The 14,940-nt window shown below is 60.5% G+C and carries 13 protein-coding genes; 2 read left to right on the top strand and 11 right to left on the bottom strand.

Annotation, left to right across the window (positions count from 1 at the left end; translation table 11 throughout):
• Nucleotides 1–89: 89 nt before the first annotated feature.
• The gene (serB, locus tag ACM110_RS28210) at nucleotides 90–1,304 is read right to left on the bottom strand and encodes a phosphoserine phosphatase SerB (RefSeq protein WP_416130352.1); all 1,215 of its coding nucleotides are present in this window, start codon (nucleotides 1,302–1,304) and stop codon (nucleotides 90–92) included.
• Nucleotides 1,305–1,439: 135 nt separating this feature from the next.
• On the opposite strand from serB, the gene ACM110_RS28205 reads away from it, so the two are divergent.
• Nucleotides 1,440–2,957, top strand: a complete 1,518-nt coding sequence (locus tag ACM110_RS28205; RefSeq protein WP_416130351.1) for an AhpA/YtjB family protein — start codon at nucleotides 1,440–1,442, stop codon at nucleotides 2,955–2,957.
• A 277-nt stretch (nucleotides 2,958–3,234) separates the two neighbouring features.
• On the opposite strand, the gene ACM110_RS28200 is transcribed toward ACM110_RS28205, so the two are convergent.
• From ACM110_RS28200 to ACM110_RS28160, 9 genes are all read right to left on the bottom strand, one after another.
• Nucleotides 3,235–3,948 carry a membrane integrity-associated transporter subunit PqiC gene (locus ACM110_RS28200; RefSeq protein ID WP_416130350.1) on the bottom strand — a complete coding sequence of 238 codons (714 nt, stop codon included), beginning with the start codon at nucleotides 3,946–3,948 and terminating at the stop codon, nucleotides 3,235–3,237.
• Between the two features lie 176 nt (nucleotides 3,949–4,124).
• Nucleotides 4,125–6,392 (bottom strand): DNA topoisomerase IV subunit A, encoded by a 2,268-nt coding sequence (gene parC, locus ACM110_RS28195; RefSeq protein WP_416130349.1) that lies wholly within the window; start codon nucleotides 6,390–6,392, stop codon nucleotides 4,125–4,127.
• Nucleotides 6,393–6,399: 7 nt separating this feature from the next.
• Nucleotides 6,400–6,924: a TIGR02281 family clan AA aspartic protease gene (locus ACM110_RS28190; RefSeq protein ID WP_416130348.1), complete on the bottom strand. Its 525-nt coding sequence runs from the start codon at nucleotides 6,922–6,924 to the stop codon at nucleotides 6,400–6,402.
• A complete protein-coding gene (locus ACM110_RS28185; protein WP_416130347.1) occupies nucleotides 6,921–7,913 on the bottom strand; it encodes an esterase-like activity of phytase family protein in 993 nt (330 codons plus the stop codon). The genes ACM110_RS28190 and ACM110_RS28185 overlap by 4 nt, the downstream gene beginning before the upstream one ends.
• On the bottom strand, nucleotides 7,913–9,820 hold the full coding sequence (gene parE / locus ACM110_RS28180; RefSeq protein WP_338584405.1) for a DNA topoisomerase IV subunit B: 1,908 nt from the start codon (nucleotides 9,818–9,820) through the stop codon (nucleotides 7,913–7,915). The genes ACM110_RS28185 and parE overlap by 1 nt, the downstream gene beginning before the upstream one ends.
• 44 nt (nucleotides 9,821–9,864) lie before the next feature.
• Nucleotides 9,865–10,473 (bottom strand): YqiA/YcfP family alpha/beta fold hydrolase, encoded by a 609-nt coding sequence (locus tag ACM110_RS28175; RefSeq protein WP_416130346.1) that lies wholly within the window; start codon nucleotides 10,471–10,473, stop codon nucleotides 9,865–9,867.
• Nucleotides 10,474–10,606: 133 nt separating this feature from the next.
• Complete coding sequence (gene cpdA / locus ACM110_RS28170) at nucleotides 10,607–11,422, bottom strand: 3',5'-cyclic-AMP phosphodiesterase (RefSeq protein ID WP_416130345.1); 816 nt, start codon at nucleotides 11,420–11,422, stop codon at nucleotides 10,607–10,609.
• A 111-nt stretch (nucleotides 11,423–11,533) separates the two neighbouring features.
• Nucleotides 11,534–11,986 (bottom strand): DUF1249 domain-containing protein, encoded by a 453-nt coding sequence (locus ACM110_RS28165; protein WP_008063540.1) that lies wholly within the window; start codon nucleotides 11,984–11,986, stop codon nucleotides 11,534–11,536.
• A complete protein-coding gene (locus ACM110_RS28160) occupies nucleotides 11,977–12,594 on the bottom strand; it encodes an NUDIX domain-containing protein (RefSeq protein ID WP_338584402.1) in 618 nt (205 codons plus the stop codon). Before ACM110_RS28160 ends, ACM110_RS28165 begins: the two co-directional genes overlap by 10 nt.
• A gap of 224 nt (nucleotides 12,595–12,818) precedes the next feature.
• Between ACM110_RS28160 and ACM110_RS28155 the strand changes: the two genes are divergently transcribed.
• On the top strand, nucleotides 12,819–13,565 hold the full coding sequence (locus tag ACM110_RS28155; protein WP_416130344.1) for an RsiV family protein: 747 nt from the start codon (nucleotides 12,819–12,821) through the stop codon (nucleotides 13,563–13,565).
• On the opposite strand, the gene cytX is transcribed toward ACM110_RS28155, so the two are convergent.
• Entirely contained in the window at nucleotides 13,534–14,826 is a 1,293-nt protein-coding gene (gene cytX, locus ACM110_RS28150) for a putative hydroxymethylpyrimidine transporter CytX (RefSeq protein WP_416130343.1), read from the bottom strand. The genes ACM110_RS28155 and cytX overlap by 32 nt on opposite strands.
• Nucleotides 14,827–14,940 lie beyond the last annotated feature (114 nt).

Raw genomic sequence — 14,940 nt, 5'->3', positions numbered from 1 at the left:
GGCTGCGATCTTTTGATCTTGGGAAATCAAGATCAAAAGATCGCAGCCTGCGGCAGCTCCTACATGCAGATCCACAGACTGCGGGTGTATCAGAGCTGTCCGTCGCGATCGCGGAAGCCCAGCAGATACAGCACGCCATCCAGCCCAAGGGTGGAAATCGCCTGCTTCGCCGACTGTTTCACCAGCGGCTTGGCACGGAATGCCACGCCCAAACCGGCAATCGCCAGCATCGGCAAGTCGTTGGCGCCGTCGCCGACCGCAATGGTCTGCTCCAGTCGCAAGCCTTCCTTATGCGCCAGTTCTTTCAGCAGATCCGCCTTGCGTTGTGCATCGACAATCGGCTCGATTGCAACGCCCGTAACCTTGCCGTCGACCACTTCCAGCTCGTTGGCGAACACGTAGTCGATGCCCAACTTGGCCTGCAATTGCTTGGCGAAGTAGGTGAAGCCGCCCGACAGAATGGCAGTCTTGTAACCCAGGCGCTTGAGTTCGGCGAACAGGGTTTCCGCGCCTTCAGTCAGACGCAGCGAGGCGCCGATCGAGTCCAGCACGCCGACATCCAGACCTTTGAGCAACGCCAGGCGCTCTTTGAAGCTGGCGCGGAAGTCCAATTCGCCAGCCATCGCCCGCTCGGTGATTTCCGAAACCTTGTCGCCCACACCGGCAGCCTTGGCCAACTCGTCGATCACTTCGGCTTCGATCAGGGTCGAGTCCATGTCGAACACCGCCAGACGACGGTTGCGACGGAACAGCGAATCTTCCTGGAAGGCGATATCGACGTTCAGCTCTTGGGCGACGCTGAGGAATTCGGCACGCAGCGCCTGCGGATCGGCCGCTTCGCCACGCACGGAAAACTCGATGCAGCCCTTGCCCTTGTCGGCCGGGGTGTCCAGCGGCATGCGCCCGGACAAACGATCGATGTGGTCGATGTTGAGGCCGTATTTGGCGGTGATCGAACTCACGGCCTGCAATTGTCCGGCGGTCACCTTGCGGGTCAACAGCGTCACGATGTGGCGTTTTTTGCCCTGGTTGCCGACCCACTGCTGGTAATCCTCTTCGGACACCGGCGTGAAACGCACCTGTTGATCCAGTTCATAGCCCTTGAACAGGATGTCCTTGAGCACGGACTTGCCTTGCTCGGTGTCGGGAATTTCAACCAGGATGCCGAACGACAAAGTGTCGTGGATCACCGCCTGACCGATGTCGAGAATGTTCACACCACCCTGGGCCAGAACGCCGGTAATGGCCGCAGTCAGACCTGGACGGTCGACTCCCGTGATGTTTATCAGGACGATTTCGTGCAAGGCGCACCCCCGCAGGTGGAAAAAAACCGCATTCTACCCACATTCAGTGACCATCGGGCACCGTGAGCGCTTTGCCGGTCTAGGGCCTCTCGCTATACTGCGCGTCAACTTCACGGACAAAAGAGCCGAGCTCAAGTGAACCGGCCCACGCCAGTAAAAACCGATAACTTCTTCCTGCTGATCTTCCGGGCACTGCGCCACCGCCGTGTACCGATTGCATTACGCATCGCCAGCCATAACGTGATCCTGGTCGCTCTGGCCCTGGTGATCTACGCCTGCGTGATGGGTTTGCAGTTCAAGCAGGCCATGCACGAGCAGGCCGATGCGCTGGGCGAAAGCCTGACCACGCAGACCGCCACCTCGGCCACCGAGCTGTTGGTGTCCAACGATATCCTCAGCCTCAACGTGCTGCTCAACAACCTGACCAAGAACAAGTTGGTGGCCCACGCCGCAATCTATAGCGTGGACAACCGCATCCTCGCCGAAGCCGGTCAGCGTCCCAAGCACGGCCTGTTGGGCGAAGCCGAGGGCATGTACCAGAGCAAGATCACTTTCCAAGACGTGACCGCCGGTCAGCTGCGCATCAGCCTGGACATGGATCAGTTCCAGCAGCCGATGACCATCAGCCTGCAAAGCATGGGCATCTTGAGTGCGATCCTGTTGGCGCTGTCCCTGGCCTTGAGCCTGCGCCTGGGCCGGCACATCTCCACGCCGCTCCTGCAATTGCGCGTATGGCTGCGCAATATCGACGAATACACCCCGGCCACCGAACGCCAGGATGAGATCGGCGACCTCGCGCGTCAGCTGCACGCCAACTTTGCGCCAGAGCCCGCCGAACCGGAGCCAGTGCCGGAACCCGAGTTTGACGACGAAGACGACGATGCCGAACCGGGCTTCGAAGTACGCAACCTGCGTGACCCGAGCTTCGACGAAAGCCGCCCGATGGCTGCGTTGAAGGCGGCGCCACGGCGGGTTGTCAGTACCGTCGATGACGACGACGACGATGCCTTCGCTGATTTGATCGATGAATCGGCAGACAGTGCAGCAAAACCGGTCGCCCGTCCTGCACCATCGAATGTGCCGCAACACAGCGCCGTTCTGGCTGTGCAGTTGGGCTCCCAGGAGCAGCTGCGTCGCTTGCCGCGCACTCGCCTGGAAGAACTGCTCAAGCGCTACCGCGACTGCCTCGACCAGGCCGCTTCGCTCTACCAGAGTGAACTGCACACCCTGAACGATGGCAGCACGCTGATGCTGTTCCACACCGAAGACAGCGGCGACGATTACCTGACCAATGCCATCTGCTGCGGCGAGTTGCTGCGTGCGCTGGGTCATCAGTTGCAGATCGAAGTCGCCGACAGCGGCATCACCCTGCAATTGCAGCTGGGCCTGACCCTGGGCGACGAACTGTTCGGCCTGAGCCAGATTGATCTGCTGCTGACTGACCCCGCCCAGGATGCCCTGGCCCTGTCGCAACACAGCCGCAACCTGCTGCTGGTGGAACGCAAGATCAGTGACGACGCGCTGATCCGTCAACGCGCACGGATCCGCCCGATTGCCAGCCCTGAAGGCGCTTGCTGCGTGGAGCGGTTGATGGAGCCTTATCCATCGATGCTGGAGCGGCAACTGGCGCGGATGCATGAGCGTCGGGCTTAAGCCGTAGGAGCTGCCGAAGGCTGCGATCTTTCAGCCTTTACATATTGAAGCCCGCATACGGTCACTCGTCTGCGGGCTTTTTGTTGCCTGTACAGTCGCTATCGCTGGCAAGCCAGCTCCCACAGTGATTGATGTCGTACACACAATCTGCGCTCAACAGATACCCCTGTGGGAGCTGGCTTGCCAGCGATGAGGCCATCAGCCATACCGGAAGTCTCCAATCAGCAGAAACAACAAAGCCCGCACAAGGCGGGCTTTGGTTTGAATCGATCCAGGCTTAGAACCGGAACACTTCCATATCCGTCCGGATCGGCGAAGCCATCGGGATCTTCGGCTGCTTTTCCGCTTCCGCCGCAGGCGCCACAGGCTTGGGAGCCGGTTTCTTTGGCGCTTCGGCGATCGGTGGCTGGTTGGCCAGCGGCTTGAGCGCGGTCGACAGCTGTTCGGACAGTTTCTGCAACAACACGCCCTGAGCCTGAACCTGCGCTGCCGTGGTGCCAGCGTGCTGTTCCTGCAAATGAATGATGCGGTTGTCGCGCACCTGCCCACGGCGGTCGATCAAACGCCATTGCGCATCGAGGATCGCTGGCTGCTTTTGGCCGGAATCCAGACGCGTGATGGTCAGCAATACTTGAACATCCGGCGTAAAGCCAACGGTTGCCGGCGCCAATACCACGCGCTGGCTGTCCAGATGACCGGCGACCTGACGCAGCAGCAGCTGATCGATGTCCGAAGACAAGCTCCCGGCCCAACGACCGTCGGTGGAGGCTTGCAGGCTGCCATCGGGTTGACGCTGCAACAGGGTTTCGCGTTGCAGATAGTCAGCAACGGTCACCGGGCCCAGCAATACCGCCATGCCCGCGTTTTGCGCAGGCTGAACCGGACTTCCGGCGTCCAGTTGGTACAGCGACACCGGCTGGTGAACGCTGCAACCCGCCAGGCCAAGAACGCCGGCGAGCATCAAAATAAAAGGAAGGCGCAGAGCAGTCATCGTCCCATCCAGGTGATTGCCACAAGGCTAACCACAGTGAAAATACTCAATAAATATGAAGAACGCTCGGCCACGCCGGCGCTTGAAAGGCCATATCATCCGTGAATATGCGTTCCGACTCCAGCGCCAAAGCGCCGATCTACGCGTTAAATCGTAGATCGAGGCCTCTAGGACGCTTAATTGAGGTTTTCGACGAGCAGCGCATCTACCCTCTGGAAGCCACGTGGCAATTTGTTACCACGACGCCCACGCTCACCCTTGTAGTGTTCGAGGTCGTCCGCTTTCAGTGACAAGGTACGTTTTCCGGCCTGCAACACCAAAGTGGCGCCCTCCGGGATGACGGCGATGTCCGTGACATATTCTTCGCGACTGGCCACACGCTCACCGGAAATACCGATGATCTTGTTGCCTTTGCCCTTACCTAATTGTGGCAGATCGCTGATCTTGAAGATCAGCAGGCGACCTTCGGTGGTCACCGAAGCCAGCCAGTTCTGTTCACGATCAGCCACCGCACGCGGCAGGATCACCTTGGCGTTGTTCGGCAGGCTCAACAGGGCCTTGCCCGCCTTGTTCTTGGCTTGCAGGTCTTCACCCTTGACCACGAAACCGTAACCGGCATCGGACGCGATGACGTACAGCGCATCATCTTCCGGCATCAGCACGCATTCGAAGCTTGCGCCCGGTGGCGGTGTCAGACGACCGGTCAGCGGTTCGCCCTGGCCACGGGCCGACGGCAGCGTGTGGGCGGGCACCGAATAGCTGCGACCAGTGGAGTCGATGAACACCGCAAACTGGTTGGAACGCCCGGCGGCCAGTGCCTTGAAGCCGTCGCCAGCCTTGTAGGAAAGCCCGGTGGCGTCGATCTCGTGGCCCTTGGCGGAGCGCACCCAGCCTTTTTCCGACAGCACGACCGTCACTTTTTCGTTCGGCAACAGATCGTGTTCAGTCAGCGCTTTGGCTTCAGTACGCTCGACGATTGGCGAACGGCGGTCATCACCATAGGTTTCAGCGTCCTTGATCAGTTCGGTGCGAACCAGTTTCTTCAGCTTGGCTTCGCTGCTCAGCAGCGCTTGCAGCTTGGCTTGTTCCTTGAGCAGTTCATCCTGCTCGGCCCGCAGCTTCATTTCTTCCAGTCGCGCCAACTGACGCAAACGGGTGTCGAGGATGTAGTCGGCCTGGATTTCGCTCAGGGCGAAACGCTCGATCAGCGCGGCTTTCGGATGCTCCTCGGTACGGATGATATGAATCACTTCATCCAGGTTGAGGTAGGCAATCAACAAACCGTCCAACAGGTGCAGGCGGCGTTCGACCTTGTCGAGACGGAATTGCAGGCGCCGACGAACGGTCTGCACCCGGAACTCCAGCCACTCGACCAGCAAGGCCCGCAGGTTTTTCAGCTGCGGTTTGCCATCCAGGCCAATGATGTTGACGTTGACCCGGTAGCTCGACTCCAGCTCGGTGCTGGCGAACAAGTGCTGCATCAATGCGTCGTGGTCAAAGTTCTTCCGTGCACCCGGAATAATCACGATCCGGCACGGGTTCTCGTGGTCGGATTCATCGCGCAAGTCGGCAATCTGCGGGGCCTTGGACGGCTTGGCCTGCATCATCGCGGCGATCTGTTCCAGCACCTTGGCGCCGGAGACCTGATGCGGCAACGCGGTGACGATGATGTCGCCGTCTTCGATGTGATACACCGCGCGCATGCGCACCGAGCCCTTGCCGGTTTCATACATTTTCAGCAGATCGGCACGCGGGGTGATGATTTCCGCTTCGGTCGGGTAATCCGGACCCTGGATGTGCTCGCAGAGCTGTTCGACCGTGGCTTTGGGCTCATCGAGCAAACGCACGCAGGCACTGGCGACTTCGCGCAGGTTGTGCGGCGGTACGTCGGTGGCCATGCCCACGGCGATGCCGGTGGTGCCGTTGAGCAGGATGTTCGGCAAACGTGCCGGCAACACCAACGGTTCGTCGAGGGTGCCGTCGAAGTTCGGGCCCCAGTCCGCCGTGCCCTGGCCCAGTTCGCTGAGCAGCACTTCGGAATAGCGCGACAGCCGCGCTTCGGTGTATCGCATGGCGGCGAAGGACTTCGGATCGTCCGGCGCACCCCAGTTGCCCTGGCCGTCCACCAGCGTGTAGCGGTAGCTGAACGGCTGCGCCATCAGGACCATGGCTTCGTAGCAGGCCGAGTCGCCGTGGGGGTGGAACTTGCCTAGCACGTCACCGACGGTACGCGCCGATTTCTTGTGCTTGGAATCAGCGTCCAGCCCCAACTCGCTCATGGCGTAAATGATGCGCCGCTGCACGGGTTTCAGGCCGTCGCCGATATGCGGCAAGGCACGGTCCATGATCACGTACATGGAGTAGTTGAGGTAGGCATTTTCGGTGAAGTCAGCCAGCGATCGGCGTTCTACGCCATCTAAGCTGTCTGCAAGGATGTCGCTCATGCGGGCCTCATCGGTTCGTTGTCTGGCGCAGCAGCATGGTGCCACCGCGCTGGGTAAATTCAAGTTTGTTCAGTGCGCTCATGCCGAGCAGCACCTGGTCGCCATGCAGGCCGGGCGCCACCAGTGCGCGGACATCCCGCAGCACGATGTCACCCAATTGCAGGCGGTCGATACGGGTGCGATAGCCCTGGCTCAGGCCATTGGCCGTGCTCAGGGTCACACCGAAACCTTCTTCGAGCTTCAAGCGCTTGGCCAGCTCTGCCGGGATTGCCACATCGGTCGCCCCGGTGTCGAGCATGAAATCCACCGGCTGACCGTTGATATGGCCGCTGGCGACGAAATGCCCCTGAGCGTTGCTTGCCAGTTTCACCTCGATAAAACCGTCGCCCTGCTCCGAGCTCACCACCACATTCGGGTTTTGCTGACGCTCTTCCCACTGACCGAAAAACCGCGTTGCCAAAAACAGTGCCGCGCACCAGGCCAGCACCATCAACACGCGACCGGCGCGCTTTCCCGGCGTTTGCTGACTCACGGCTTGGCGCTCCAGCCACCGTCAGGCGCGGTAAAGCGATAGACGATCGGGCGTACCTCGCCATCGGCGCGGACACCAGTATTGTTGTCGATACCGATCCAGGCACCGTCGGCGTCGACCACCAGCGCTTCTGCCAGGCCAAAAGGCTGTGGGTAGCGCCGATTTTCCTGCAGCATCTCTTCAGCAAACGACCAGCAGCGCTCGACCTTGGTCGTCACCGCGTCTCGCCGGCAAATCTCGTACGCATTGCGTTCAAGGGTAAACAGCTTGCCGTTGAACAGTGAAAGATCGGCAAAGTCTCGGGCCGCGGCTCTGGCGTCGGGAAATTGTGCAGGCTGCATTTCCTTTCCACCCTCACTCAGTAGCACGCAACCGCCGTCGCAGTCCCAGACCGTCTGCTTGCGCTTGATCAGCAACAACCCGCGGTTATCGCGCTCGGCGGCCAACCACAATTTGTCACCTTCAGGATTGATCGCCAGCCCTTCGAACAGCGCGTTGAAACGCAACAACATGCCACTGGCCCGCGCTTCGCGAACCATCAGCGGCGAAATCTTCAGCCAGGACGTCGGTCCGGTGGGCGGGATTTGCAGGACTGCCGCATGGGATTCACTGACCACATAGCGATTGCCCGCGCTATCGCAGGTGATGCCTTCGAAATCCAGATCACCGCCGCGCACGAACGAAGCCGCCCAGGCCCGCGAACGCAGCCCCCAGGGTAAGCCGCTGTCAGGCACAACAGGCACACCGATGCCCACGGTTTCCGCCTGCCAGACGCCACCTTGGGTATCGAGGCGATAGATCTGATCGTCGTCGCGGTCGGATACCGCCCACAGTTCCTTGTTGCCGCACTGCGCCAGCCCGGACAGGTTGCCGCCGCGCATGCCGTCGATGGCATGCTCGGACAACAGACGCAGTTGCGGTGTCGGCTCGGCAGACACCGTGATCGAGGTCAGCAGCAACGCACACGCCAGGGCAAAGCCCAAGCGCATCAGCCCAGCACCTCCGCCAGGTTGCCCTTGGATTCCAGCCAGGTCTTGCGGTCGCCGGCGCGTTTCTTCGCCAGCAGCATGTCCATCATTTCCGAGGTCGCGTCGAAATCATCGCCCAAAGTCAGTTGCACCAGGCGCCGGGTGTTCGGGTCCATGGTGGTTTCGCGCAGCTGCGGCGGGTTCATTTCACCCAGACCTTTGAATCGCGTGACCTGCGGTTTGCCGCGTTTCTTTTCGGCCACCAGGCGGTCGAGAATCCCGTCGCGTTCGGCTTCGTCGAGGGCGTAGTAGATTTCTTTGCCCAGGTCGATGCGGTACAGCGGCGGCATCGCGACGTAGACGTGACCGGCATCTACCAATGGGCGGAAATGCTGGACGAACAAGGCGCAGAGCAAGGTCGCGATGTGCAGGCCGTCGGAGTCGGCGTCGGCGAGGATGCAGATTTTGCCGTAGCGCAGCTGGCTCATGTCCGCGGCGCCCGGATCGACACCGATGGCCACAGCGATGTTGTGCACTTCCTGACTGGCCAGCACTTCGCTCCCGTCGACTTCCCAGGTATTGAGGATCTTGCCGCGCAACGGCAGGATCGCCTGGAATTCTTTATCCCGCGCCTGCTTGGCCGAACCACCGGCGGAATCACCTTCCACCAGGAACAGCTCGGACCGCATCGGGTCCTGCCCGGCGCAATCAGCCAGTTTGCCCGGCAGCGCCGGACCCTGGGTAATACGTTTACGCTCGACCTTCTTGCTCGCCTTCAGGCGACGACCGGCGTTGTTGATCGCCAGTTCGGCGAGCGCCAGACCGGTTTCCGGATTGGCGTTGAGCCACAGACTGAACGCATCCTTGACCACACCGGAAACGAACGCCGCCGCTTCACGGGACGACAGACGCTCTTTGGTCTGGCCGGAGAATTGCGGCTCCTGCATTTTCATCGACAGCACGAAAGCGATGCGTTCCCAGACGTCTTCCGGAGCCAGCTTCACGCCGCGCGGCAGCAGGCTGCGGAATTCGCAAAACTCGCGCATGGCGTCGAGCAAGCCTTGGCGCAAACCGTTGACGTGAGTGCCGCCCTGCGCCGTCGGGATCAGGTTGACGTAGCTTTCCTGCACCGCGTCGCCGCCTTCCGGGAGCCACAGCAGCGCCCAGTCCACCGCTTCCTTGTTACCGGCAAAAGCGCCACAGAACGGTTCGTCCGGCAGGCGCTCGAATTCGGTGACCGCGTCGACCAGGTAGGAGCGCAGGCCGTCTTCGTAATGCCATTCGACTTTCTCGCCGGTGGCCTTGTCTTCAAAACTGACCAGCAGCCCCGGGCACAGTACGGCCTTGGCCTTGAGTACGTGTTTGAGGCGACTGATGGAAAATTTCGGTGAATCGAAGTATTTAGGGTCCGGCGCGAAGAACACGCTGGTACCGGTGTTGCGCTTGCCGACTGTACCGACGATTTCCAGCTCGGTGGCCTTGTAGCCGTCGGCGAAAGTCATCTGGTATTCGTTGCCGTCACGTTTTACACGCACCCGGACTTCGGTCGACAAGGCGTTGACCACCGAAATACCCACCCCGTGCAGACCGCCGGAGAACTGGTAGTTCTTGTTGGAAAACTTGCCGCCCGCATGGAGCTTGGTGAGGATCAGCTCGACGCCCGACACGCCCTCTTCGGGGTGAATGTCCACCGGCATGCCACGGCCGTCATCGCTGACTTCCAGCGAATGATCGGCGTGCAGGATGACCTGCACCGATTTGGCGTGCCCGGCCAAGGCTTCGTCGACGCTGTTGTCGATGACTTCCTGGGCGAGGTGGTTCGGCCGACTGGTGTCGGTGTACATGCCGGGGCGTTTGCGCACCGGGTCGAGGCCCGAGAGGACTTCGATGGCGTCGGCGTTATAAGAGCTAGCGCTGGGAGTGGCCATGGGGTCTCGTCGTCAGTCGTTCATTGAAAATAGGGGGCGAGGTTTCACAGAGCCGTGAAATCAATCGCCTGATACAAATCTGCGCCAATGCCGGCAAACGTCAGCATGGCTGGAAGCTGTGTGGCAAATCCCTGGAAACTATGGTCGCCACCGGCCTGGATGCGCAAGGCACAGGCCCGGTAATACTGCTGGGCGAGGCGATAATCCAGCGTTTCATCACCGGTTTGCAACCATACCTGATAGCGCTGCGGATCCTGAGGCGCCGGCACTTCCAGTTCGGCCAGGGCCGTCACGTGGTCGTGGGTCAATTCCCAGGTTTCATCGGTATACAGGTTTTTCTGCGTTCCCAGGAATCCGTCGAACATCCGGTGCGGACTGACGGCAGGGTTGATCAGCAGGGCTTTCAGGCCATGGCGCTCGGCCAGGTGAGTCGCATAGTAGCCGCCGAGCGAGCTGCCGACCAGCAGCGGCCGACCGAGCTCGGCGATCGCCTGTTCGAGCTGACCGATGGCCTCGCGGGGATGATGATGCAGGGCAGGTACACGCAACTGGTCGCTCAGGCCCAGACGGTCCATCACTTCGCTCAACTGAGTGGCCTTTTTCGATGCAGGCGCGCTGTTGAAACCGTGGATATAAAGGATCGAACCGGACATTTGGACTCCCTGTGCGTCGGGCAAAGATGGGGAGTTTACTGTAGGAGCTGTCGAGTGCAACGAGGCTGCGATCTTTTGATCTTGCCTTTAAAAACACATCAAAAGATCGCAGCCTTCGGCAGCTCCTACATTGTCAGTAGCCGTTGGAACCGTAGTCCACCGTAAAATCGAAGCCGATGACCCGCTCCACTCCGGTTTCCAGCTGCCCATCAGGCATCAACCGCAACCAGCGATACCCCGGCGCCTGTTCTCCGACCTTGAAATCCTCGCTGCCGGGCTCGAACTGAATGCAGGTCGACGGCGAGGCGATCAGACGCGCGCCGTTGCGCAATTGGTCGATTTCCTGATGCACATGCCCCCACAGCACGGCGCGCACCTGTGGAAAACGATCAAGGACTTCAAAAAACGCTTCGGGATTACGCAGCCCGATCGGCTCCATCCACGCACAACCGATCGACACCGGATGGTGGTGGAGGCACACCAGATGATGGCGCTCCGGCGCTTCGCTCAGCGAACGAGCCAGCAACTGCAACTGTTCATCCTGCAAGTAACCCGGCACCGAACCCGGCACCGCCGAATCGAGCAGCGTGACCCGCCAGTTACCGATATCCACCACCGGCTCAAGCAAAGCACTTTGCACCGCCGCCACCGCCATGATTTGCGGTTCGTCGTGATTGCCGGGAATCCAGCGTGCCGGCGCTTCGAGTTGTCGGGTCAGGTCGCGAAACTGCTGGTAAGACTCCAGCGTGCCGTCCTGGGACAGATCGCCGGTGGCCAGAATCAGATCGATCTGCGGCTGCTGCGCCAGCACCAGTTCGATGACTTTTTGCAGACTGTCGCGGGTGTTCATGCCCAGCAGCGTACCGCCCGACTCGGCGAACAGATGACTGTCGGAGAGTTGCACCAGCAACGCCGGTTCGGCGGTGGACAATGTGGATACGCTCGGCAAGGTGTTCTCCCAGGGCGCGATCACGGGATCGGATGAATGGCGCAATTATGCTGGGGGACGCTCAAAAGGGGAAACCTGTGAACCTGACGCAGTTCACAACGCGGCTCAGAATTAACGTACGACTTCGTACTCATGCCCCAGCGCCAGGCAATGACTCAGCCATTCGCCCAGGAACATGTTCAGTTGAGCCTTTTCGTCAGGCTGGTGCATCGAGGCGTTCGGGTAAGGATAGATACCGCGAAAGCGTCGCGCATGTTCGGCGCTGACCACTTCGGCCATGCAGGCGTCGTGATAGACCTGCACTTCCAGTTGCGGCACCGGCAGCCACGGCAGGCTGTGCTCCTGGCGTACTTGCAGGGTCGTGGTGTACGGACAGACCTGCAGCACCTCCAGCGCCAGCACGCCCAGCATCTGGTCGCCATGGGTCACGGCGATGCGCCGCGCTGCAGGCTCGCTGCGCATGTCCGGCAGCAGTCGCATCAGGCGCGCGTAATTCGCCTCGCAGGACGCTTGCAGCCCCACCAGGTCCACCCGATAGCGATCGCGCAGCTTGTTTACGACCATAACCCCCTCACTTCAACGCGGTTCAAAGCCAGCCACTGCAAGGCAATGATGGTGGCCGCGTTGGCAATACGTCCGTCGCGTACGGCTTGCAGGGCATCTTCAAACGCCCACACCGTGACGCGGATATCTTCTGCTTCTTCCTCCAGCCCATGCAGGCCGCCGGCCCCTTTACTGTCACAACGCCCCAGGTACAAATGCACGAATTCGTTGCTGCCGCCCGGTGATGGAAAATACTTGGTCATCGGCCACAGCGCACCGAACACAAGCCCAGCTTCCTCCTGCGCTTCGCGGTGAGCAACTTCTTCCGGTTGTTCGTCTTTGTCGATCAGACCAGCGACCAGTTCGATCAGCCACGGATTGTCGGTCTTGCCAATGGCGCCGACGCGAAACTGCTCGATCAGCACCACTTCGTCGCGCTGTGGATCATAAGGCAGCACACACACCGCATCGTGGCGAACAAACAGTTCACGGCTGATTTCACGACTCATGCCGCCGGCGAACAATTCGTGGCGCAAGTGCACGCGATCGAGTTTGTAAAAACCCTCGAAGCATTTTTCGCGCCGCACGATATCGACGGCGGTCGGAATGGCGTTGGCAAAATCAGTCATGACAATCCTCGTTCTACAAATCCTGTTCAAGGCTACCTTTTTTCCCGGGCCTCGACTTCGCGCCATCCTAACGCGCCCGTGACGTTTGATGCAGCCCCTTTCCCGTTAGCGGGATAGACGGTGAGGGCGAAACCCACTCTAATTAGCTTAGTGGCGAACTGACTGCCCCGTTGAGAGTCGAAGCGGGTAACTTTTTGCCTTTCCCTGTTTTATGAAGGACACCCATGTCGCTTTTTAAAATCGCCTCCGTGGCTGCAATCGCCCTGACCCTGGGCGCTTGCCAGAGCCTGTTTCAGCCCAACTACAGGGCGCCGCTGGAAACCACCCGCGACGCCACTGAACAGCTCAAGCCAGGCTGCACGGACCAGGACTGCCCACTGGTAAATATCGACACCTTGCATTTCCCCGCTGAGCCCGCGCTTGACGGCATCATCGAAAAACGCTTGCTGCAAATGACCCGCACCTCGCCCGATGCGCAAGTGGCGCCGACGCTGGCGGCCTATCGCGAACAGTTTTTGCGCACCGCCGGCCCGCGCAACAGCAGCTACCTGCAAGCGAAAGTACGCGAGCAGCATGACGGCTTGGTGATTGTCGAATTGTCCAGCTACCTGGACACGGGCGGCGCCCACGGCACGCCGGGTCGCGGCTTCATCAACTATTCACGCCAGCAGCATAAAGTGCTGACGTTGTCGGACATGCTGGTGCCGGGGCAGGAAGAAGCGTTCTGGAAAGCCGCGCAAGTGGCGCACAACAGCTGGTTGATCAGCACCAAGCTCGATCAGGAACCGGAATTCGTGAAGAGCTGGCCGTTCCAGAAAACCCAGAACGTGGCGCTGACCTATGGCGGGGTGATCCTCAAGTACGAAACCAGCAGCATCGCGCCTTACGCGCTGGGCCATGTCGAACTGAAGATCCCCTACCCTCGCCTGAACGGCATTATCAAGCCCGAGCTGTTTCCCGGCCGTAACTGAAGGCCCGGCCCAGCACCAGTTGCAGCAGCCCTGCCAATACCAGTGCCGGCAGGGTTGCGCCGATGTCCGGATACAGATTGGCCAGCAGATGATAAGTGCTGACCCCGCACAGCCAGGCGAGCAGCGCCGGCCAGCGCAATGCAGCTGAGGCCACCTTGCCACTGCGTTTGCGCAGGATGAAGTGGTCCACCAAAACCACACCGAACAGCGGCGCAAACACCGAACCGATCAACAGCAGGAAGTTCTGGTACTGCGCCAATGGCGCCAGCAAGGCGATCAGCGTGCAAACCACGCCGATGGCCAACGCCAGGTGTTCGACTTTCAAGCGCAACAGAATCCCGCTGGACACCGCCGCCGAGTGAATATCGGCAAAGGCGTTTTCCGATTCATCCAGCAGAATCAGCAACAGCGGAATCCCCAGGCCGGCACCCGCCAGCGCCAGCAGCAAGGCATTGACTTCACCGCTCGGCGCGAACGCCAGCGTGTAGGCCACACCCAGGCTCATCAGCCAGAAATTACCAATGAAGAAACCGATGGCGGTGCCACCGAAGACGTTTTTCGCCCGCTTGCCGAAACGCGAGTAGTCGGCAATCAGCGGCAGCCACGACAGCGGCATGGCGATGGCAATGTCGAAGCCCACGGCGAACGGCATCGAACCGTCACCGGCCTGAGCCCACAACGCAGCCAGATCGGCTTTGGCGAACAGGTTCCAGGTCAGCCAGATGCACGCGGCCAGCAGCAGCCAGATGCCCCATTTGCGCAGGATCTGGCGCACGAAGGTCAACGGACCGCTGACGGCCAACAAGGTTGCCAGGGCGCCGAAGAACAGCGTCCACAGTATCGGGTTGGACATTGCGCTACCGTCGCTGAACGCCTTCGCGCCCAGCAGGCTGGCGGCATCGCGCATGACGATGATTTCGAACGAACCCCAACCGATCAGTTGCAGCAGGTTCAGCACCGCCGGCAGGCTCGCGCCCTTGGCACCGAGGCTGAGCTTGAGCGCGGCCATCGACGACAGGCCGGTGTCGCTGCCGATCACACCGACCGCTGCCAGCAACAGAACGCCAACCAGCGTGCCAAGGAAAATCGCCAGCAACGAACCGGACAGGCCCAGACCCGGTGCGAGCAGTGCGCCGGTCTGCAGGACCATCAGGCCGATGCCGAGGGAGAACCACAGGGAAAACAGGTCGCGACCGCCGAAGACACGTTTGTCGATCGGCACCGCGATATCAGGTGAGTAAGTGCTGGGTTGAATGCTCAAGGGTGTTATCTCAGAGGGACATTTGTTGTTGTGATGATCGCTATCGCCAGCAGGCTGGCTCCCACAGGGGAATTGTGAACGCCACAGATCCAATGTGGGAGCCAGCCTGCTGGC

It is taken from the genome of Pseudomonas sp. NFX98 (assembly GCF_047784845.1).
Lineage (GTDB): Bacteria > Pseudomonadota > Gammaproteobacteria > Pseudomonadales > Pseudomonadaceae > Aquipseudomonas.
This window is presented reverse-complemented; position numbering and strand designations above follow the sequence as displayed.

Excerpts from the sequence above, each read along its gene's own strand:
- ACM110_RS28185 (WP_416130347.1), bottom strand. The coding sequence starts at position 7,913 with ATGCGCTTGGGCTTTGCCCTGGCGTGTGCGTTGCTGCTGACCTCGATC.
- ACM110_RS28155 (WP_416130344.1), top strand. The coding sequence starts at position 12,819 with ATGTCGCTTTTTAAAATCGCCTCCGTGGCTGCAATCGCCCTGACCCTG.
- parE (WP_338584405.1), bottom strand. The coding sequence starts at position 9,820 with ATGGCCACTCCCAGCGCTAGCTCTTATAACGCCGACGCCATCGAAGTC.
- parC (WP_416130349.1), bottom strand. The coding sequence starts at position 6,392 with ATGAGCGACATCCTTGCAGACAGCTTAGATGGCGTAGAACGCCGATCG.
- ACM110_RS28160 (WP_338584402.1), bottom strand. The coding sequence starts at position 12,594 with ATGACTGATTTTGCCAACGCCATTCCGACCGCCGTCGATATCGTGCGG.
- ACM110_RS28200 (WP_416130350.1), bottom strand. The coding sequence starts at position 3,948 with ATGACTGCTCTGCGCCTTCCTTTTATTTTGATGCTCGCCGGCGTTCTT.
- ACM110_RS28175 (WP_416130346.1), bottom strand. The coding sequence starts at position 10,473 with ATGTCCGGTTCGATCCTTTATATCCACGGTTTCAACAGCGCGCCTGCA.
- ACM110_RS28165 (WP_008063540.1), bottom strand. The coding sequence starts at position 11,986 with ATGGTCGTAAACAAGCTGCGCGATCGCTATCGGGTGGACCTGGTGGGG.